22 protein-coding genes and 3 pseudogenes are annotated in these 18,138 nt (G+C 70.2%); 7 read left to right on the forward strand and 18 right to left on the reverse strand.

Annotation, left to right across the window (positions count from 1 at the left end):
• A partial coding sequence (locus BT364_RS42170) for a transposase (RefSeq protein ID WP_177328397.1) occupies positions 1-239 on the reverse strand: 239 nt, incomplete at its 3' end.
• Positions 240-514: 275 nt separating this feature from the next.
• Between BT364_RS42170 and BT364_RS37665 the strand changes: the two are divergent.
• Positions 515-646, forward strand: a pseudogene (locus BT364_RS37665) (undecaprenyl-diphosphatase); the annotation flags it as partial.
• A 17-nt stretch (positions 647-663) separates the two neighbouring features.
• On the opposite strand, the gene BT364_RS37670 reads toward BT364_RS37665, so the two are convergent.
• Positions 664-918: a LapA family protein gene (locus BT364_RS37670; protein WP_072489643.1), complete on the reverse strand. Its 255-nt coding sequence runs from the start codon at positions 916-918 to the stop codon at positions 664-666.
• Between the two features lie 127 nt (positions 919-1,045).
• Positions 1,046-1,315 carry a hypothetical protein gene (locus BT364_RS37675; RefSeq protein ID WP_072489644.1) on the reverse strand — a complete coding sequence of 90 codons (270 nt, stop codon included), beginning with the start codon at positions 1,313-1,315 and terminating at the stop codon, positions 1,046-1,048.
• A 293-nt stretch (positions 1,316-1,608) separates the two neighbouring features.
• On the opposite strand from BT364_RS37675, the gene BT364_RS37680 reads away from it, so the two are divergent.
• On the forward strand, positions 1,609-2,772 hold the full coding sequence (locus tag BT364_RS37680; RefSeq protein WP_256260412.1) for an IS110 family RNA-guided transposase: 1,164 nt from the start codon (positions 1,609-1,611) through the stop codon (positions 2,770-2,772).
• A gap of 18 nt (positions 2,773-2,790) precedes the next feature.
• On the opposite strand, the gene BT364_RS37685 is transcribed toward BT364_RS37680, so the two are convergent.
• Positions 2,791-3,102 (reverse strand): DUF7660 family protein, encoded by a 312-nt coding sequence (locus BT364_RS37685; RefSeq protein WP_256260413.1) that lies wholly within the window; start codon positions 3,100-3,102, stop codon positions 2,791-2,793.
• Positions 3,103-3,288: 186 nt separating this feature from the next.
• Between BT364_RS37685 and BT364_RS37690 the strand changes: the two genes are divergently transcribed.
• The 3 genes from BT364_RS37690 (at position 3,289) to lnt (ending at position 6,506) form a co-directional block, all read left to right on the forward strand.
• Positions 3,289-4,176 (forward strand): universal stress protein, encoded by an 888-nt coding sequence (locus tag BT364_RS37690; protein ID WP_072489645.1) that lies wholly within the window; start codon positions 3,289-3,291, stop codon positions 4,174-4,176.
• 67 nt (positions 4,177-4,243) lie between these two features.
• Complete coding sequence (locus BT364_RS37695; protein ID WP_072489646.1) at positions 4,244-4,741, forward strand: nuclear transport factor 2 family protein; 498 nt, start codon at positions 4,244-4,246, stop codon at positions 4,739-4,741.
• Positions 4,742-4,874: 133 nt separating this feature from the next.
• Positions 4,875-6,506, forward strand: coding sequence for an apolipoprotein N-acyltransferase (lnt, locus tag BT364_RS37700; RefSeq protein WP_072489647.1), 1,632 nt, complete (start codon positions 4,875-4,877; stop codon positions 6,504-6,506).
• Between the two features lie 33 nt (positions 6,507-6,539).
• Here lnt and BT364_RS37705 read toward each other — a convergent pair whose 3' ends face one another.
• From BT364_RS37705 to BT364_RS37715, 3 genes are all read right to left on the reverse strand, one after another.
• Positions 6,540-6,887 carry a DUF8108 domain-containing protein gene (locus tag BT364_RS37705; protein ID WP_072489648.1) on the reverse strand — a complete coding sequence of 116 codons (348 nt, stop codon included), beginning with the start codon at positions 6,885-6,887 and terminating at the stop codon, positions 6,540-6,542.
• Between the two features lie 133 nt (positions 6,888-7,020).
• The gene (locus tag BT364_RS37710; RefSeq protein ID WP_072489649.1) at positions 7,021-7,920 is read right to left on the reverse strand and encodes a Gfo/Idh/MocA family protein; all 900 of its coding nucleotides are present in this window, start codon (positions 7,918-7,920) and stop codon (positions 7,021-7,023) included.
• Between the two features lie 13 nt (positions 7,921-7,933).
• Positions 7,934-9,154 (reverse strand): FAD-dependent monooxygenase, encoded by a 1,221-nt coding sequence (locus tag BT364_RS37715; RefSeq protein ID WP_072489650.1) that lies wholly within the window; start codon positions 9,152-9,154, stop codon positions 7,934-7,936.
• A 122-nt stretch (positions 9,155-9,276) separates the two neighbouring features.
• On the opposite strand from BT364_RS37715, the gene BT364_RS37720 reads away from it, so the two are divergent.
• Together BT364_RS37720 and BT364_RS37725 are read left to right on the forward strand one after the other, a co-directional pair.
• On the forward strand, positions 9,277-9,909 hold the full coding sequence (locus BT364_RS37720) for a TetR/AcrR family transcriptional regulator (protein ID WP_072489651.1): 633 nt from the start codon (positions 9,277-9,279) through the stop codon (positions 9,907-9,909).
• A 73-nt stretch (positions 9,910-9,982) separates the two neighbouring features.
• Entirely contained in the window at positions 9,983-10,441 is a 459-nt protein-coding gene (locus BT364_RS37725) for a hypothetical protein (RefSeq protein ID WP_177328399.1), read from the forward strand.
• Positions 10,442-10,493: 52 nt separating this feature from the next.
• Here the strand turns inward: BT364_RS37725 and BT364_RS37730 are convergent, their stop codons facing one another.
• The 11 genes and pseudogenes from BT364_RS37730 to BT364_RS40770 form a co-directional block, all read right to left on the reverse strand.
• Positions 10,494-10,979, reverse strand: a complete 486-nt coding sequence (locus BT364_RS37730) for a hypothetical protein (RefSeq protein WP_072489653.1) — start codon at positions 10,977-10,979, stop codon at positions 10,494-10,496.
• 136 nt (positions 10,980-11,115) lie between these two features.
• The gene (locus BT364_RS37735) at positions 11,116-11,799 is read right to left on the reverse strand and encodes a uracil-DNA glycosylase (RefSeq protein WP_072489654.1); all 684 of its coding nucleotides are present in this window, start codon (positions 11,797-11,799) and stop codon (positions 11,116-11,118) included.
• An 87-nt stretch (positions 11,800-11,886) separates the two neighbouring features.
• Positions 11,887-13,467, reverse strand: coding sequence for an ABC transporter substrate-binding protein (locus tag BT364_RS37740; RefSeq protein WP_072489655.1), 1,581 nt, complete (start codon positions 13,465-13,467; stop codon positions 11,887-11,889).
• A 117-nt stretch (positions 13,468-13,584) separates the two neighbouring features.
• Positions 13,585-14,340, reverse strand: a complete 756-nt coding sequence (locus BT364_RS37745) for an SDR family oxidoreductase (RefSeq protein WP_072489656.1) — start codon at positions 14,338-14,340, stop codon at positions 13,585-13,587.
• A 20-nt stretch (positions 14,341-14,360) separates the two neighbouring features.
• Entirely contained in the window at positions 14,361-15,122 is a 762-nt protein-coding gene (gene fabG / locus BT364_RS37750; protein ID WP_072489657.1) for a 3-oxoacyl-ACP reductase FabG, read from the reverse strand.
• A 236-nt stretch (positions 15,123-15,358) separates the two neighbouring features.
• On the reverse strand, positions 15,359-15,742 hold the full coding sequence (locus BT364_RS37755) for a DUF3037 domain-containing protein (protein ID WP_072489658.1): 384 nt from the start codon (positions 15,740-15,742) through the stop codon (positions 15,359-15,361).
• Positions 15,739-16,593 carry a HipA family kinase gene (locus BT364_RS37760; RefSeq protein ID WP_072489659.1) on the reverse strand — a complete coding sequence of 285 codons (855 nt, stop codon included), beginning with the start codon at positions 16,591-16,593 and terminating at the stop codon, positions 15,739-15,741. Before BT364_RS37760 ends, BT364_RS37755 begins: the two co-directional genes overlap by 4 nt.
• 351 nt (positions 16,594-16,944) lie before the next feature.
• The gene (locus BT364_RS37770) at positions 16,945-17,682 is read right to left on the reverse strand and encodes a tyrosine-protein phosphatase (protein ID WP_072489661.1); all 738 of its coding nucleotides are present in this window, start codon (positions 17,680-17,682) and stop codon (positions 16,945-16,947) included.
• Positions 17,679-17,864, reverse strand: coding sequence for a CYTH domain-containing protein (locus BT364_RS41240; protein ID WP_143166619.1), 186 nt, complete (start codon positions 17,862-17,864; stop codon positions 17,679-17,681). Before BT364_RS41240 ends, BT364_RS37770 begins: the two co-directional genes overlap by 4 nt.
• A pseudogene (locus tag BT364_RS43830) lies at positions 17,863-17,955 on the reverse strand (DNA-binding response regulator); the annotation flags it as partial. The gene BT364_RS41240 and the pseudogene BT364_RS43830, both read right to left, overlap by 2 nt.
• 73 nt (positions 17,956-18,028) lie before the next feature.
• A pseudogene (locus BT364_RS40770) lies at positions 18,029-18,138 on the reverse strand (ketol-acid reductoisomerase); the annotation flags it as partial.

The following is an 18,138-nucleotide window of genomic DNA, read 5'->3' on the forward strand; positions in this document are numbered from 1 at the left end:
TTCCGCAGCCGCTTCAGCTCCTCGTCCCGATCGTCGGCGGCCCGCCCCGCTCGCACGGAACCAGGTCCCGATCCGGTGTCCTGGGCAGCGCGGGCCTTCTTCACCCAGCCCCGCAGTGACTCCGAACTGACGCCGAGCTCCCGGGCAACCTCGGTCACCGTCCGTCCCGACGACCGCACGAGTTCGATCGCGTCCCGCTTGTACTCCTCCGAGTACCGCTTCGTGTACTTGCTTCCCACCTGGCACTGCTTCCTCTGGGCTCTCACGTCCCAGTCTCCAGGTGTCCACGATCAAGGGGAAGGTTCAGACACGAGATCGCAGGTGTCGAGGGCACGTACAGCAACGTCACGCCGACGATGGAGCGCGCCATCATGGATTCATTGCAGGCGCGGTGGCAGGGCTTCGTGGTGACGTTGGGGGCGGACTGGTTGCCCAGTTCTCCCAAGCCTCTCCCAGTTGATCTTCTAACTTGGATGAAGGAGCAGGTCAGCACCGCACAGGCGCCCAGCTCACCAAGTGGTTCATGAACTTCATCACGACCAAGAGCTTCATGCCGTTCGTCATCTACCGCGTGATGCTCGGCGTGCTGCTGTTCGCACTGGTGGCCGCGGGCGTGCTGAGCCCGCACGCGGGTGAGTCGGCGGGCTGGTTTCTGCTGTCGGGTCAGCGCCTGCCGCGGCGGCGGAACAGGTATCCGCCCAGGACCATTCCGGCGACCAGGGTCACGGCCAGTACCGCCCAGAGCGGCAGGGTGACGGTGGGGATCCACAGCCGGATCGCGACCGACCCGGTGTTCGCGGCGATGAACCAGATCGCGAGCCCCGCCAGCACCACGGCCCCGATGGTGCGCACGCGTACGTTCCGGCCCTTGACGGTCAGGGTCGGTGGGGCATGTGGTCCGGACGCCTTCTGTGCCATACGTCCAGTATCGAGCGGTTCACCGGATTAGTCCTGATGGAACGAGCTCGTCGCGCACCGGGGCCCCGGGTCGTCGACAATGGCCGGCCGCACCCGCGGGCCCCGGGGTGTGCCCCGATCCGACAGGTCAGGGCGTGTCGCCCCGCCAGTCCCAGTGGTCGGGGTCGCCGTCCCGCGGTCCGTACTCCGCCCTGCCGCCGGGGCCGAACCGCCCGATCTCGGTGTTCAGCGCCGCCCCCTCGCGCAGCGCCCGGTCCGTCCAGCCGGTCACGTCGAGAAGCAGGCCGTCGAGCGGGCCGCCCACCAACTCCCGGTAGGTGTGACCCGGCCGGGGCCCCGGGTCGGGATCGTCATGGTCGGCGCCGTACACGCGCCGCTGCCGCATCAGCTCGTCCATGGGGGCAGGATCGCATTCGGCACTGACATTGATACTCGTAGCGGGTTCCGGTGGTCGTGGCTCAGGGTCTGACTGACGTCCTGCTGGGCTGTCCTGCGACTGTTCTGTCCGGCTGCCAGAACCCGTTCTCCATGGCTCCGGCCAGGTGGAACATGACCTGATAGGAGCTTGGCCAGAGGCCCCCTCAATGTCCTGTCTGACCCACCCGGCCGGCGTCACCTCCGGCCCGGAAGGCAGCTGACAGGATGACAGCGACGATCACGCCCGCAGGACTGGATGAGGTGTTCGGGGGCGTGGATTCCCATGCGGACACGATCCACGTCGCCGTCATCACCGACCGGGGCGGCCACGTCGCGGACGCCGAGTTCCCGACTACGACAGCCGGATACGCTGCGGCGGTCGCGTTCCTGAACGCCCACGGCACCGTGACCGCTGTCGGCGTCGAAGGGACTTCCTCCTACGGCCTCGGTTTCACCCGGGCCGCCCGCGGCGCCGGCCTTACCGTGATCGAGGTCAACCGGCCAGACAAGGCCGAGCGTCGCCGGATCGGCAAGTCCGACCCCATCGATGCCTATGCAGCCGCTCGCGCCGCGTTGTCCGGCCGGGCATCGGTCATACCCAAGGACGACACCGTCAGCGGCATACGTGCCCTCCACAACGCCGCCCGGTCCGCCGTCAAGGCCCGCACCGCCGCGTTGAACCAGATCGCGCACATCCTCATCACCGCCCCGGACGATATCCGCGTCAAGTACACCGGCATGCGAGGCAAGACACAGGTCGACGCCATCTCCCGACTTCGTCCCACCGGCGACGGACCGCGCGTCGCCCTCCTGACCGCGCTGAAGACGCTCGCCCGCCGGGTCCAGGCCCTGACCGCGGAACACGACACCCTCACCGCCGCCCTGGATGCCGTCGCCACCGATTACAACCCCGGCCTTCGCGCCGCGTTCGGTGTCGGTCCGGACACTGCGGCCCAGCTCCTGGTCACCGCCGGCGGCAACCCCGATCGCCTGCGCACCGAGGCATCCTTCGCAGCGCTCTGCGGCGTCGCGCCGGTCCCCGCCTCCAGCGGCAGGACCAACCGCCACCGCCTTTCCCGGGGCGGCGACCGCGGAGCCAACTCAGCTCTCTACCGCATCGCTCTCGTCCGCATGTCCAGTGACGCCCGCACCCGCGAATACGTCGCCCGGCAGGCCTCGGCAGGACGCACGAAGAAGGAGATCATCCGCCTGCTCAAGCGGGCGATCGCCCGGGAAATCTTCCGCTACCTCACCACACCGGTGACCGTCCCGGACGTCTCCGACCTCAGGCCAGCACGCCAGGCCAAGAACATCACCCTGACCACCGTTGCCGAGCACTTCGGTGTCTGGCCGGCGGTGATCTCCTGCATCGAACGCGGCACACGTCGTGACGACGACCTCGCAGGCGCCTACCGAGACTGGCTCACCGCGGCCTGACCGATTCAGTAGCGGGATTCACTCATAGACGGTGGCGGCCTGAAGGGCTCTGGCCAGGAAGGTCCAGTCACCTTCCTCGGGGAGTTGCTTCCCGGAGTTTCGATACCAGCCCGGTGAGTCATCCACCCACGCCGCGAGGGCCTCAAGGAATCGGCCGAGGCTCTGGTTCTCCCATTCGTGCCCTCGGCGGAGGTAGTCCTGGTGCAGTTCCCGGATAACGGCGACCAGCTCTTCGCGGCTGCGGACCTCGCGGTCGGGAGTAAGCGACATGGAGTGAAGGTATCTCGCTCCTGCGAGCACCTCCTCAAGCTTGACGATCAATAGGAGCATCAGTCGCAGTGGGCAGTAGACCTCATGACCTTGCCGTCGGCGGTCCCGGCATAGCCACTTCGCCGGGCCCGAAGCGAGTGGCAGAACGTCCCAAATCTTCCGGGCAGATAGGGTCGAAAGTCCCTGCCGCGCGACAACCGCGCGTACCAGCCTGGGACATGCACCGCCGGAACCTGGAGGGAACTCATGACCAGCACCGACCGTCCCGTGATCGCCGCAGTCGACGGCTCGTCACACAGCCGCGCGGCACTCGACTGGGCCGCCCACGAAGCCGTACGACGAGGTCTCAGGCTGACGATCGTGCATGCCCGGACGCCCGACCGGCGCGTCGAACCGGACACGCAGCGGCGCGAGGCGGAGGAGCTGCTCGACCGGTCCGTGCGCAGGGTGTCCGAGATCGCTCCGGAGTTGCACACGTCGAAGCTGACGCCGCTGGACTTCCCTGCGGCGGCGCTCACCTCGCTCAGCCGTGACGCCTCTCTGGTGGTCCTCGGCTCGCGCGGTCTGGGCGGTTTCCGGTCCCTGCTGCTCGGCTCCAACAGCCTGGCGATCGCGTCGATGGCCGACTGCCCCGTCGTCGTGGTCCGCAGCGGGCCGCCGGACGAGGACACGGAGGCGGCGAAGACGGAGGAGACGGCCGGGCCGGCGGAAACACACACCGACATCGTTGCGGGCGTGGCCGCCGACGAGAGCAGCGAAGGGGTTCTCGAGTTCGCCTTCGAGACGGCTGCCTCCCGGCCCGGCGCGCGGCTGCGGATCGTGCACGGCTGGACGATGTTCTCCTCGATGCTCTCCGGCGGCCCCGTCTTCGACCGGGACGCGGTGGCGGACTCGGCCGAACGGACCCTCGCGGAACTCACCGCCGGTTGGCGGGAGAAGTACCCGCAGGTCGAAGCCGTCAGGGAACCGGTCGGCGGCTCCGCCTCACGCACCCTGGTCACGGCGTCGGCGACCGCGGCGCTGACCGTGGTCGGGCGCCGCCGGGGCGGTGAGTCCCTCGGGCTCGGGCTCTCCCCCGTCGCGCAGACCACGCTCACGCACGCGCTCGGCCCGGTCGCCGTGGTGCCCTGCTGACGGCAACGTCGCCCCGCCGGCGTGCACGCCTCTTGGCCTTGCACGCCGGCGGGCAGACACTGACCCGATGACGCAGCGCGTGGATCTCGCGACCGTGATGGACCGGCTGTCCATCGATGCAGTGATCACCGGCTATGCGGCGGCGGTGGACGACGGAGAATGGGCTGACTACCGGGCCCTGTTCACCACGGACGGCCGTGCCGACTACCGCGACGCCGGCGGTGTCGAGGGGCCGGTGCACGAGATCGCCCGGTGGCTGGCGGAGACGATGCGGCACTTCCCCGTACGCCAGCATCTGATCGTCAACCGCCGGATCGACCTCCAGGACCTGGGCGGCTACCCGGGCGACCGCGCCGAGGTGCGGGCCGACTACCTCAACCCGATGCGGCTGGAGAGCGCCGCGGCCGGTGCGGACGATGCGGAGGCACGGGCCACCGCGCCGAACTTCGTCGCCGCAGGGCGGTACGCGTTCACGCTGTCGCGCACGGACAAAGGCTGGCGGATCCGTACGGTGACCGTCCACGAGAAGTGGCGCAGCACAGGAAATCTCTTCCCCTCGGGCTGATCCCGGACCGACCGCGAGCCGGTCCCGGACAGATCCGGCCCTCCGGTGCTTCCGTTCCCCCGCACCGGGGAAGAACTGCGGAACGTGGCAGCAGGGGGGAGACTGCTCATCGGGCAGGACGAGGAGGCGCGACATGCGGATTCCGGCCGGTCGGGGCGAGCGGTGGGAGCGGATGCTGCGGTCCGGCCGGGGGCGCGGCTGTCTCGCACTGCTCGCGGGGGCACTGCCCGCTCTCGCGTTTCCCGCCCCTTCCCTGTGGTGGCTCGCGGGTGTCGGCCTGGTTCCGTGGCTGCTCCTCATCCGGTCCGCCGGCACGGGACGCCGGGCGGTGCTGGAGGGCTGGCTCGGCGGCACCGGCTACCTGCTCGCGGTGCATCACTGGCTGATGCCGAGCCTCCATGTCTTCATCGTGATCCTGGCGGCCCTGCTCGGTCTGCTGTGGGCTCCGTGGGGGCTGCTGGTCTTCCGGACGCTGGGCGGGCCGGTGTCCGCCCGCGCGGCCGTCACCGCGGTCGTCGTGGTGCCCTGCGGCTGGCTGATGATCGAACTGGCCCGTTCCTGGGAGGCGCTCGGCGGTCCCTGGGGGCTGCTCGGCGCGAGCCAGTGGCAGGTGGCTCCCGCGCTCCGTGTCGCGTCCGTGGGCGGGGTGTGGCTGGTGAGCTTCGTGGTAGTGGCGGTGAACACCGCTGTCTCCCTGCTCTTCGTGAGCGCGGCCGCCCGCGTGGTGGCCGCGGTGGGCATCGTGGTGTGCGGTCCGGCCGTGGGGGCGATGGCGAGGTGGGCACCACAGCCCGAGGAGTCGGGGGTGGCCAGGATCGCCGTCGTACAGCCGGGCGTGTTCACGGGGGTCCACGGCGCCGAGCGCCGGCTCGCCCGCAGCGAGCAGCTGACCGGCTCGCTGGCGGGGCGCGATCTCGATCTGGTGGTGTGGGGCGAGAGCAGTGTGGGAGTGGATCTCGCGCAGCGCCGGGACGTCACCGACCGGATCGCCGCTCTCTCGCGCCGGGTGGGCGCGGATGTGCTGGTCAATGTGGACGCCGGGCAGACCGACGCGTCGGGCCGGACTGGCATCTTCAAGTCGGCGGTGCTGGTGGGTCCGGACGGGCTGACCGGGGACCGCTACGACAAGATGCGGCTGGTGCCGTTCGGCGAGTACATCCCGGCCCGCTCGGTGCTCGGCTGGGCCGCGTCCATGGGCCGGGCGGCGGGCGAGGACCGGTTGCGGGGCACCCGGCAGGTGACGATGTCGGTGCCCGGGGCCGACGGCGGGAGTGCTCTGCGCATCGGGCCGCTGGTCTGTTTCGAGTCCGCGTTCCCCGACATGAGCCGTCGGCTCACCCGGGACGGTGCGCAGCTACTGGTCGCCCAGTCCTCCACTTCCTCGTTCCAGCACAGCTGGGCGCCCTTGCAGCATGCCTCGCTCGGGGCACTGCGGGCCGCCGAGAACGGCCGCTCGATGGTGCATGCCACGCTCACCGGCGTCAGTGCGGTGTACGGGCCCGGGGGCGCGCGGGTCGGTGCTCCGCTCGGTACGGACACGAGCGGGGCCGCCGTGTTCGACGTACCGCTGGCGACGGGCACCACGCTCTACGTGCGGCTGGGCGACTGGCCGCTTCAGGGGGCGGCGGCGGTGCTGGCCCTGTTCTGCGCCTTCGAAGCGGTCCGGTCGGTCATGAGGCGCGACCGGGCCGGGCCCGCCGGGGTGACGGGTGAGGCAGGTGGGGCTGCCTCGGCTGCGGGGCCGGTCGCCCGCTCGGGGCCATGAGCCGGGCAGCTCCCGAGTTGGCGTGCGCCAGGCCTATCGGGGGCCGTTCACCGAGACGATATGGCCCTGGGCGTCGACGGTGAGCGAGACCCGCTCGACCTTGTTGGTCACGGCGAGCACCAGCCACACGGCGCCCCAGAGGAAGCAGGTGAACACCATCAGGAGGGCGTGCAGCACATGGTTCAACGGGTTCCCCCGGACCATGACGACCTGCGTCCCGGAGCGCGATTCCACTCGCCAGCCGCTGGCGATCCGCTGGTTGACCGCCCAGTCGAGGATCAGGCCGCGCTGCATCTCGTCGGGCGGCCGCCCGACGGCCGAGTAGTAACCCGGCGGTGGCTGGAGCGCTCCCCAGCCCTTGGGCTCGCCGTGAGGTCTCACGAGGTCACCTCCCCGGCCCGGTGGTCCATCACCCCAGCCTGCATCGGCGCGCGGCCCGACGCATCCGGAGGCTCAGCGGCCCCGCCAGGTCCGGCGTCCGGCCAGGGTGGATCACGCCTGCGGACGAGAGACGCTAGGCGCAGTCCAGGTCGCGCAGGATGCGTTCGCAGAGTTCGTGTGTCCGCAGGGCGTCCCCGGCGTTCAGCACCTCTCCGGCGCGTACGGCGTCCAGGAACGACACCACGCTCTGCTCGATGCCGCGCTGACGGGCCACCGGCACCCAGTCGCCGCGCCGCCGTACGCTCGGCTGCCCCTTGTGGTCGATCACCTCGGCGAGGTTGACGACCTCGCGCTTGGAGTCCTGGCCGGAGACCTCCAGCCGTTCCTCGGTCGAGCCGCTGAGCCGGTTCATCATGCCGATGGCGGTGAATCCGTCACCGGACAGCTGCAGCACCACGTGGTGCATCAGGCCCTCGCGGATCCTGGCCTGTACGACGGTGTGCTCGACCGGCCCCGGCACCAGGAAGCGGAGGGTGTCGACGACATGGATGAAGTCGTCGAGCACCGTGGTGCGCGGATCCTCCGGCATTCCCACCCGGTTCTTCTGCATGAGGATCAGTTCGCGCGGGTGCTCGGCACACTGGGCGTAGCCGGGCGCGACCCTGCGGTTGAAGCCTACGGCGAGGCTCGTTCCGCGCGTTTCGGCGAGGGTCACCAGCCGCTGGGAATCGTCGAGTTCGTAGGCCAGCGGCTTGTCGACGTAGGTGGCGACGCCCGCCTCCAGCAGCCGGGCCACGATCTCCGGATGCGCAGCCGTCGGGGCGTGGACGAACGCGGCGTCCAGCCCCTGGGCGATCAGCGATTCGAGGTCGGTGTGGCGCTGCCCGGCCGGAATCCGGTGGGCCTCGGCAACCGCGGCCAGGGTGGCGGGCGTACGGGTCTGCAGGTGCAGCTCGACCCCGGGCAGGGCGGTCAGAACCGGCAGATACGCCTTCTGCGCGATGTCGCCGAGCCCGATGCAGCCGACCTTCACAAGGGCCTCCCTCTCACTGTTCGGTGCCCGCCGGCGCGGTGTTCACCTGGCGAGGGGCAGCATACGTGTGCCGCGGTGGCTGCCAGTCCGCTATCCCGTCGAAGGTGCGCAGGACCAGGGTGGGCCCGAGGCGCGAGACGGCGGACACCAGTGCGTCACGCATCGCGACGGCGGGGGCGCTGGTCAGGCACATCAGACGGGAAGTACGGGCGGCCCTGCGGACGATGGCCGATGTGCGGGGCAACCGGTCGGCGGTGTACGCCGCCAGCCCGGCGCCGAGGTCACCGTCCGGCACCAGATGGTGGGCGAGCACGATCGCGTCCTCGACGGCCTGGTTGCCGCCCTGGCCGAGGCTCGGCGCCATCGCGTGCGCGGAGTCGCCGACGAGTACGGTGCGGCCCCGGTGGTAGGACGGCAGAGGTTCGAGCAGCTGGTGGACATCGTTGCGGAGCACCTGGCCGGGATCGGCGGCGGCGATGATCGACGGGATCGGGTCGTGCCAGCCGCCGAACCGGCGCAGCAGCTCCGCCTTCTCGTCGTCGGCGGCGTGGGCCCCGGCGGGGGCGACCGCGGCCCCGTAGGCGTAGATCCGGCCGTCCTTGAGCGGCTGGGTGCCCCAGAGGGCACCGCGCCCCCAGGTCTCGTGCGGGGCGAACGGCCGCTCGGGGGCGGGGACGACGATGCGCCAGGTGGTGAATCCGGCGTACGAGGGGCCGGGGTGATCGGGGAAGAGCCCGCTTCGTACGGCCGAGTTGATGCCGTCGGCGCCGACGACGAGGTCGGCCTCGATGTTCCCGGCCGCCGTCCCCACCACGGCGGGCGCACCGGCCGCCGTCCCCGGGTCCAGCAGTTCCGCGGCGGTGCCGGTCCGGACGGCACCCTCGGGCAGCCGGGCCAGGAGCCGGTCGACGAAGGTGGCCCGGTGCAGCAGGACGAGCGGTCCGCCGAACCGCTCGGCCGCGGCGGCGCTGTCCGTACGGGAGAGCCAGCGGCCGCCGGGGACACGCATGCCGCCCTCGCCCTGCCAGGCGGCGAGGGCCCTGATCTCGTCGCCCATGCCGATAACGTCCAGGGCGCGCTGGGAGTTGGGGGCGAGGGCGATGCCGGCCCCGACGGGTTCCAGGGAGGCCGCGCGCTCGAGAACGGTGACCCGCCAGCCTCGGCCGTGCAGGGCCACCGCCGTGGTGAGGCCGCCGATTCCGCTGCCGATGACGACGGCATGGGGCTTGTCCATGACTCCTCGACTCCTTCTCGAATCCACGAATCCACGACTCCGGAAGTGCGGAGCTCCGGAACTACATCCGTAGTGACAGATTCACCGTACTACGGGTGTAGTTCCGAAGGTAGGTTGGCCCCATGGCCACACGCACCACCGGCACCTCCCGGGCCGATCTCATCGCCGACACCGCCCTCGCGCTCCTCGCCGAACGCGGGATGCGCGGGCTCACCCACCGTGCGGTGGACGAGCGCGCCGGACTCCCCCAGGGTTCGACGTCCAACTACGCGCGCACCCGGCAGTCCCTTCTGGAGACGGCGGTGCGGCGGCTGGCCGAACGTGAGAAACGGGTGCTCGCCCCCGGTGAACTCCCGGTCCCGGGCGCCTCGCCGGACAGCGGTCCAGCCGTCGGGGCAGAGGCGCTGGTCGCCGGTCTCGCGCTGGCGCTGCACCGCTATCTCACCCGCCACATCGAGCTGCTCGTCTGCCGCTACGAGCTCGCGCTGGAGGCCACCCGGCGCCCGGAACTGCGGGAGCTCTTCGACGCGACGGGCCGGCAGTTCCGCGAGCCGCTGATGGCGCTGATGACGGCCGCCGGATCGGCCGAGCCCGAGCGGCACGCCCTGTCCCTGGTGGCCTGGTGCGAGGGGCTGATGTTCTCGTGCGCCGCGGGGTCGTACAGCCGCTCCGTCCCGAGCGAGGAGGAACTGCGCACCGGGTTCGCCGAACTGCTGCGCGGGATGCTGGGGCCCGAGTGGGCGGGGCCGCGCTGACCGCCGTCACCCGTGCGGGCCAATCCCGGCTGCCCGGCGCACCGGACTTCTGCACACACCGCAGAGTGATCAGGTGCAACGAACCAGAATCACCGTGAGCCTCCTGGTCGGCGTGGCCGTCACGACACTGTCCGGCTGTGTGTCCGTGGAACCGCGAGCGGATGTTCCGCCCCGGCCCCGGGCCAGCGGTCCCGCCCAGGACCTGACACCGCAGGTCGTACTGCCTCCCGTCCACGACTCCCTGGGAGCAGTACCGGCCCCCGAACCGTCCGGCTCCGCGTCCCGCCCCGCGAACGCCGCACCACCGCCGGACACCCGCCGCGCAGTGCCCCGCACCCCACGGCAGCAACAGCGGCGCCCGAGTGTCACGCGGCCCCGCCCGCACCACGCCCCGCCCGCCGTGACCGCACCCGCCCCGGCCCCGCCGGCCCCGGTCTCCGGAACGGACGTCTGCGCGCTGGGACGGGGCTACGGGCACTGGCCCGCGGGCAGCCCGCAGTCCCGGATCTGCGACGACACCTACGGCCACTGAGTCCGGAACGGACCAGAAGATCAGTGGCCCGTCCACCACGGACGGGCCACTCTCACAGCTCACGCAGCCGGAGCTCCAGCCGCGCGATCGCCGCGCGCACTCCTCCCCCGTACCCGTCGTCCGCCCCGTCGTCCGCGAGCACGCCGGAGGCGGCGCGGGCCCGGCTCAGATGGAACCACGCCGCGTCGGGACGCCGGAGCTTCACATAGTCCGCCGCGAGGTTGAGATGCAGCAAGGGGTAGAACGCCCGCACCGCCGGCGCGTCGGGATGCTGCGCCGCCCGCTCGTCGGCCAGCCCGCGGGCCGCAGTCAACGCTCGCAGGTCCCAGGCGAGTTCGTCGCCCGGGTCGTCCTGGGTGTCGGCCATGTAGTGGGCGAGGGTGCACCGGTGCAGGGCCTCACCGTCCTCGCCGATCTCCGACCAGAGCTCGCCGAAACGATTGCGGGCCTCTTCCCGGTCGCCGCCGTGCAGCAGCATGACCGCCTGGCCGATCCTGGTCATGACGGCGTCCGTGGACGCCTCCCGCTGCTCCGTCACTGCGGCCTCCCTGCTCGCTCGTCCCCCTGTTCCGCGATCGACGCTAGCCGCAGCGGCGGTCAATCCCGGTGAGGCTCGGGCGGGCGTCCCCGGCCGGCCGCCGGACGCCCGCCGCCGGCCGGGGCGAATCCACCCGTCAGCCCAGGTCGGGGATGCGCCAGTCGATGGCCTCGTGCCCCTGCGCGGCCACCGCCGCGTTGATCTGGCGGAACGGGCTGGAGCCGAAGAACTTCTTGGCCGACAACGGCGACGGGTGCGCCCCCTTCACCACCACATGGCGCTCCTCGTCGATCAGCGGAAGCTTCTTCTGGGCGTAGTTGCCCCAGAGGACGAAGACCGCCGGGTCGGGCCGCGAGGCGACGGCGCGGATCACGGCGTCGGTGAACTTCTCCCAGCCCTTGCCCTTGTGCGAGTTGGCCTCGCCTGCGCGCACCGTCAGCACGGCGTTGAGCAGGAGCACGCCCTGCTCGGCCCACGGCATCAGATATCCGTTGTCCGGGACCGGCAGGCCGAGCTCCTCCTTCATCTCCTTGTAGATGTTCCGCAGGGACGGCGGCGTCTTCACGCCCGGCCGCACGGAGAAGCACAGCCCGTGCCCCTGCCCCTCGCCGTGGTACGGGTCCTGGCCGAGGACGAGGACCTTCACCTTGTCGTAGGGCGTGGCGTCCAGGGCGGCGAAGACCTGGTCGCGCGGGGGGTAGACCGGCCCCTTGGCCCGCTCCTCCTCGACGAACTCGGTGAGCTCCTTGAAGTACGGCTTCTGCAGCTCTTCGCCGAGGACGCCGCGCCAGGACTCGGGCAGCAGGTCGGTGTCGGTCACTTCAACAACCTCCGGTAAGCAATCAGCTTTTCACCCGAGAACCTACCGGGGCCCACTGACAACCCGTCCCGCCAGCCCCGTCCTGGCCTACCAGCTGGCCTTGCGGTACAGCTCCCACATCTGCATGACCGTCTGCGGGTCCAGGGCGCGCTCACCGCCGCCGATGTCCTCGCCCGAGGCGACGTACAGCTTGCCCTGCCACAGCGGCAGCACCCGCACATCGTCGACCAGGATCTTCTGGGCCCGTTCGAACTGCTTGCTGACCGCGCCCCGGTCGCTCTCCTTGCGCGTCTGCGGCAGCAGCTCCTTGGTGATCTCGTTCTTCATGTACGGCATCCCCGTGATGCTGTCCTTACCGAGGAACGGGGCGATGAAGTTGTCCGGGTCCGGGAAGTCCGGGAACCAGCCGCGGCCGAAGACGGGGTACTGGCCCTTGGTGAAGCCCTCCTGGAACGTCTTCCAGGGCTTGCTCTTCAGCGTGATCCTGAACAGTCCGGAGCTCTCCAGCTGCCGCTTCAGCTCGTCGAACTCGGGGGCGGTGGAGGAGCCGTACCGGTCGGTGGCGAACCAGAACGTCAGCTCGACCGGCTTGGTGATGCCCGCCTTGGCCAGGATCTGCTTCGCCTCGTCCTGGTCCGGGTCGCCGTAGGCGTCGAAGAAGCTGGTGGTGTGCCCGGCGATGCCCTTGGGGACCATGGAGTACAGCGGCTCGGCCGTGCCCTGGTAGACCTTGGCCACGAGGGCGTCACGGTCGACGAGCTGGGCGATGGCCCGCCGTACGGCCACGTTCCCCGCCGCCGGGTCCTTGGGGTTGAAGACCAGGAAGCGGATGTCCGCGCCGACCGTCTCGACGATCTGCAGATTACTGTCCTTGTCCTGGTTCCCCTCCAGGCTGACGACCTCCTCGGCTGTGAGGCCGCGGTAGATCGCGTCGATCTGGTTCTTCCGCAGCGCCGCGACCACGGGGGCGGACTCCTTGAAGTACCGGATGGTCACGGCGTCGTTCTTGCGGTCGGCGAATCCCTTGTAGTCCGGGTTCTTCACCAGTTCGGCCCGTTTCCCCGGCTTGTACGAATCAAGGAGATACGGACCGGATCCGGTGATCTTCCCGTCGCTGCGTATCTTGTGCCGGGAATAGGCACTGGGCGCCACCAGCGACATCGCGGGCGTGGCGAGAATGAAGGGGAACGTGGCGTCCGGCTTGGTGAGATGGAAGACGACCATGTCGTCCCCCTTGGTCTCGACGCGGTCGAGCGAGCCGAGCATGCCGACCGGGCCGCCCTTGAAGTTGATCTCCGAGATCCGGTCGATCGAGTACTTCACCGCAGCGGCGTCGAGCTTGTCCCCATTGGAGAATTTCAGGCCCTCGCGGAGCTTGCAGCGGTAAGAAGTGCTGGTGGTGTCGGTGAACTTGCACCATTCCGCCGCATCCGGCTCGGGGGTCGTACTGCCGGTGGGGAAACTCACCAGGGTCTGGAAGACATTCCGCATCAGCTCCCAGGAGTTGTCCCACGCCGCCGCCGGATCGAGGGTGGAGGGTTCGCTGGTCGTACCGACGACTATCTTCTGCTCGACTTCCGATCCGCTGTCGGAGAGAAGTCCGCAGCCTGCCAGCAGAGAAAGGGAAGCAAGGGCTGCAGCGGCCTGCAGACTGGCCCGGTAGAACACGTGAACGCTCCTCGATCAGCCATGGGTCGGCAGACCATACCGCAGTGCCCCGTCGGGTCAATCCGCAGGCCCGACAGGGCACTTGAGTCAATCAGGACCAAATCCGCACAGGCTGTCTCAGCACACGCCCGCATTCAGGAAGATTCCGCCGTCGACCACCAGGGTCTGTCCGGTGATCCAGTCCGCCTGGCTCGAGGTGAGGAACGCGGCGGCGCCGCCGATGTCCTCGGGAACTCCCAGCCGGCCGAGCGGATATGCCGCGGCGGCCTCCGCCTCACGGCCTTCGTACAGCGCCTGGGCGAACTTCGTCTTCACGACCGCCGGAGCGATCGTGTTGACCCGGACGACCGGCGCGAACTCGTGCGCCAGCTGAACGGTCAGATTGACCATCGCGGCCTTGCTGATGCCGTACGCTCCGATAAAGGGCGAGGCGGAGAGACCGGCGACCGAGGCGATGTTGACGATCGCCCCGCCGTTCTCCTTCTGCCAGGCCTTCCAGGTCAGCTGCGCGAAACCGAGCGCCGAGAGCACATTCGTCTCGAAGACCTTGCGGGCGACATCGAGGTCGAGTTCCGCGATCGGTCCGAAGACCGGATTCGTACCGGCGTTGTTGACCAGGAAGTCGACCCGCCCGAACGCCTCCATGGTGCGCTCCACGGCCACCGCCCGGTGCGCCTCGTCGTGGGCCTTGCCCGCCACGCAGATCACCCGGTCGGAGCCCAGCCGCTCCACGGCCTCCTTGAGCGCGTCCTCGCCGCGCCCGGTGATGCACACCCGGTCGCCGCGGGCCACCAGCGCCTCGGCGATGCCGTAGCCGATGCCCCGGCTCGCGCCCGTGACGAGCGCGACCTTCCCGCTGTCCTGCACAGTCATGATGTCCCCAGCCCTTCGGGTCAGTTGAGCGGTCCGCCTGCGACGTACATGACCTGACCGGAGACGAAGCCGGCCTCGTCACCCGTGAAGAAGGCGATGGCGTTGGCGATGTCCTCGGGGTGGCCGACGCGCTGCACCGGGATCTGGGTGGCGGCCGCGGCCTGGAACTCCTCGAAGCCCATGCCGACCCGGGCGGCGGTCTGCGCGGTCATCTCGGTGACGATGAAGCCGGGGGCCACGGCGTTGGCGGTGATGCCGAACTTGCCGAGTTCCTTGGCGAGGGTCTTGGTGAAGCCCTGCAGGCCGGCCTTGACCGCGGAGTAGTTGGCCTGGCCGCGGTTGCCGAGCGCCGAGGAGGAGGAGAGCGAGACGATCCGGCCGAACTTGGCGTCCACCATGTGCTTCTGGACGGCCTTGGCCATCAGGAACGCGCCCTTGAGGTGCACGTTCATCACGGTGTCCCAGTCGGACTCGCTCATCTTGAAGAGCAGGTTGTCGCGGAGCACGCCCGCGTTGTTGACGAGGATCGTCGGGGCGCCGAGCTCGGCAGCGATCCGCGCGACCGCGGCTTCCACCTGGGCGCTGTCCGACACATCGCAGCCGACCGCGAGCGCGGTGCCCCCGGCGGCGGTGATCTTCTCGACGGTGTCCTTGCAGGCCGCCTCGTCGAGGTCGAGTACGGCGACGGCGCGGCCCTCGGCCGCCAGGCGTACCGCGGTGGCGGCGCCAATGCCCCGCGCCGCTCCGGTCACGACGGCGACGCGCTGCTCGGTGGTGGACATGCTTGGTTCTCCTCGCCCTTGGATCGCCGCTCAGCGGACGTCGGGGCGGCCCCGGCACGGAACCTGGTGTGCGCGGAACCTTCCCGATAGCTGAGCAACCGCTTAGTACCTTCAGCAGACGAGACGCTAGAAGCCCTGGCACCCGGTGTCAACGGCCCACGGCCGCCGGGGCGCATGTCACACCCGGCGGCGCCGCTCGCCGCCCGTGGTCGCGGGCGGCGCCGCGGGACGGCGGATCAGCGCACCAGCAGCTCCAGCAACCGCTCGACCTCGGCCTCCGGGTCGGCCGTGAGGCCGCTGTGCACGGGGCTCGGCTGGACGACGGTGGAGCGCGGCGCGATAAGCCAGCGGAAGCGGCGGCCGGCGTCGTCACCGCCCGCCTGGCCCGCGTCCGTACCGCCGCGGCACACTCCCTCGACGGCATGCAGGGCGGCCCGTACACCGACCACGTCGGCGGTCGGGTCCAGGACCTGCAGCTTGGTCTCGTCCAGATGGGTGCGGGCGGCCACGAAACCGCGTGCGCGGCAGTAGACCACCACGCCCGCGTTGAAGAACTCGCCGCGCTGCACCCGCGGGACCACGCGCAGCAGCGCGTACTCGAAGACATCGCGCTCGCTCACGGCCGGCCGTCCTTGTCGTTCTTCTTGGTGGGGTGCGGCCAGGGGGTGAGGTGTTCGGTGAGCCAGCCCGGGGCCTGGGACGGCTTGGGCTCGGTGGGGCCCTCCATCGTGATCCGCTCATGGATGGTCGCGGCGCGCGGCAGCAGTGCCTCGACGTAGGCACGGCGCAGCTCGTCGGTGGTGTCGAAGCCCGGCTCGTCCACCAGCCATTCGTCGGGGACGTCCGCCGCGACCTCGGTGAGCAGCTCCTCGGTGACCAGCGGGGCGAGCTCGGCTGCGGCCGCCGCGATGTCGGGCGCGAACGGGGCGAGCGCGTGGTCGGAGGCGTTGTACGGCTTGGCGGAGGATGCCCGGGCGCCGGGCCAGTTGTGGTGCCAGATCATGGTGGCGCCGTGGTCGATGAGCCACAGGTCGCCGTGCCAGATCAGCATGTTCGGATTGCGCCAGGACCGGTCGACATTGTTGATCAGCGCATCGAACCAGACGGCCCGTCCGGCTTCCTCCGGGTCCACCTGGTAGGCGAGCGAGTCGAAGCCGATCGAGCCGGGCAGGAAGTCCATCCCGAGGTTGAGCCCGCCGCTGGCCTTCAGGAGCTCCTGCACCTCCTGGTCGGGCTCGGCGAGCCCGATGACCGGATCGAGCTGGATCTGTACGAGGTCGGGGACCCGCAGCCCGAGCCTGCGGCCGAGCTGCCCGCAGATGACCTCCGCGACCAGTGTCTTGCGGCCCTGCCCGGCGCCGGTGAATTTCATGACATAGGTGCCGAGGTCGTCGGCCTCGACGATCCCGGGAAGCGATCCGCCCTCCCGCAGGGGCGTGACATAGCGGGTCGCTGTGACTTCGGTGAGCATTCGCCCAGGCTATCCGGCATGGGCACGCCGCGATCCACGGATCGGCCGCCGCCTCCTGTCCCTCGCTGCTCGGTCACGGCTGCGTCGCCACCGGAACAGAATGGCGGCGGCGATCAGGAACGTGACCGTGTCCGTAAGGATCACGACCACGTTCGCCGTGCGTGTGCCGATGGCCAGGACGACCGCGGCCACGACCGTGCCCATTTCTGTCGCGTTACGGCTCGCCCCGGTCAATTCGGACCGCTCCTCATGTCCGTTCCAGTTCGCTGCTCCAGCGACACATTGCCCTGCTCGTGGATGACACACAGCGCCTTCTTCCTGCCGCGCCGGTTCAACTCCTCACCCACCGCCTCAGGCGTCCTCGCCGGTGAGGAGCCGGGACCGCAGCCGGTCGACCGTGTCGTCCGTGAGCTCGACCCGGTCCTTGAGATAGCCGTGCACGGACCCGTAGCGGGATTCGAGGTCGGTCAGGACCAGCTCCATGATCCTCACGGGGGCCCGCCCGTATCCGGGCCACTTCATGACCCGGTCGGGGTTGGCGGAGTGCCAGTCCGCGAGCAGGCGCTCCGTGGCCAGCTCCGTCAGGGCGAAGTCCGCGAGGACGTCCCTCCGGTCCACCCCGAGCAGGGTGAGGACGAACGCCCCGATCAGCCCGGTACGGTCCTTGCCCGACGTGCAGTGGAAGACGACGGGATCCGGGGCCCCGGCGATCTGCTCGAGGACCTGCCGGATCTCCTCGGCCCCGTCCTCGGTGACCTCGGCGAACCGGTCGGCGAGGTAGCGCCACGGGTCGATGTCGGGGTCGATCTCCGCCTGGTCGTAGGGCTGGTGCTCGATGCTCAGGTTGACGTAGTGGAACCGATCGGCCTCGGGCACGCGGCCCTTGGCCTCGATCTCCCAGGGGTAGCGCAGATCGATGACGGTCCGCACGCCGAGCGCCAGGAACCGCTCCCAGTCGGCCCCCTGCAGCTTGCCGAGCGAGTCGGCCCGGTACAGCGTCTGCCAGGCAACGGTCCTGCCGTCGGCCGAGCGGTAGCCGCCCAGGTCACGGAAGTTGTGCAGTCGGTCGAACGCGATGTGCCGGTTCATCGGGTCTCTCCTTGTTCTTCGGGCACCAAACGTGCCGATGCCGCAAGTTCACAGTTGCTCCAGGCCGGACCGCCGGTCCCTTCCTCGCCGAACCAGTCGGGCGGCTCGAAGCTCCTGGCCGCCTCGACGCTGTCGAACTCGACCTCGACCACACGCAGCCCGGCCAGGGACCCGTCGTTCACCGGCGTTGGAACGGCCCTGGGTCATGAGTTCGGGCACCTCACGCTCGCGAGAGATGAGCCGGTCCAGGGGGTCGCTGTGCCGCCGTAGCAGAGACGGCGCGGCGTCCGGTCCCCGCGGGCGCCTTCGCGCACCGGGGGCCGGACGTCCGTCGGCCGATTCGCGGCTACGCCTCGTCGTCGACCCAGCTCATGAGCTTGCGCAGCTCGCGGCCGGTGGTCTCCAGGAGGTGGTCGCTGTCGGCCTTCTTGTACTCGTTGTACTTCTTCAGGCCGC

Source organism: Streptomyces atratus, from assembly GCF_900119365.1.
Taxonomy (GTDB): domain Bacteria; phylum Actinomycetota; class Actinomycetes; order Streptomycetales; family Streptomycetaceae; genus Streptomyces; species Streptomyces atratus_B.

Coding starts and splice junctions, on each gene's coding strand:
- BT364_RS37670 (WP_072489643.1), bottom strand. CDS start 918: ATGGCACAGAAGGCGTCCGGACCACATGCCCCACCGACCCTGACCGTC.
- BT364_RS37675 (WP_072489644.1), bottom strand. CDS start 1,315: ATGGACGAGCTGATGCGGCAGCGGCGCGTGTACGGCGCCGACCATGAC.
- BT364_RS37685 (WP_256260413.1), bottom strand. CDS start 3,102: ATGCTCCTATTGATCGTCAAGCTTGAGGAGGTGCTCGCAGGAGCGAGA.
- BT364_RS37690 (WP_072489645.1), top strand. CDS start 3,289: ATGACCAGCACCGACCGTCCCGTGATCGCCGCAGTCGACGGCTCGTCA.
- BT364_RS37695 (WP_072489646.1), top strand. CDS start 4,244: ATGACGCAGCGCGTGGATCTCGCGACCGTGATGGACCGGCTGTCCATC.
- lnt (WP_072489647.1), top strand. CDS start 4,875: ATGCGGATTCCGGCCGGTCGGGGCGAGCGGTGGGAGCGGATGCTGCGG.
- BT364_RS37715 (WP_072489650.1), bottom strand. CDS start 9,154: ATGGACAAGCCCCATGCCGTCGTCATCGGCAGCGGAATCGGCGGCCTC.
- BT364_RS37720 (WP_072489651.1), top strand. CDS start 9,277: ATGGCCACACGCACCACCGGCACCTCCCGGGCCGATCTCATCGCCGAC.
- BT364_RS37745 (WP_072489656.1), bottom strand. CDS start 14,340: ATGACTGTGCAGGACAGCGGGAAGGTCGCGCTCGTCACGGGCGCGAGC.
- fabG (WP_072489657.1), bottom strand. CDS start 15,122: ATGTCCACCACCGAGCAGCGCGTCGCCGTCGTGACCGGAGCGGCGCGG.
- BT364_RS37760 (WP_072489659.1), bottom strand. CDS start 16,593: ATGCTCACCGAAGTCACAGCGACCCGCTATGTCACGCCCCTGCGGGAG.
- BT364_RS37770 (WP_072489661.1), bottom strand. CDS start 17,682: ATGAACCGGCACATCGCGTTCGACCGACTGCACAACTTCCGTGACCTG.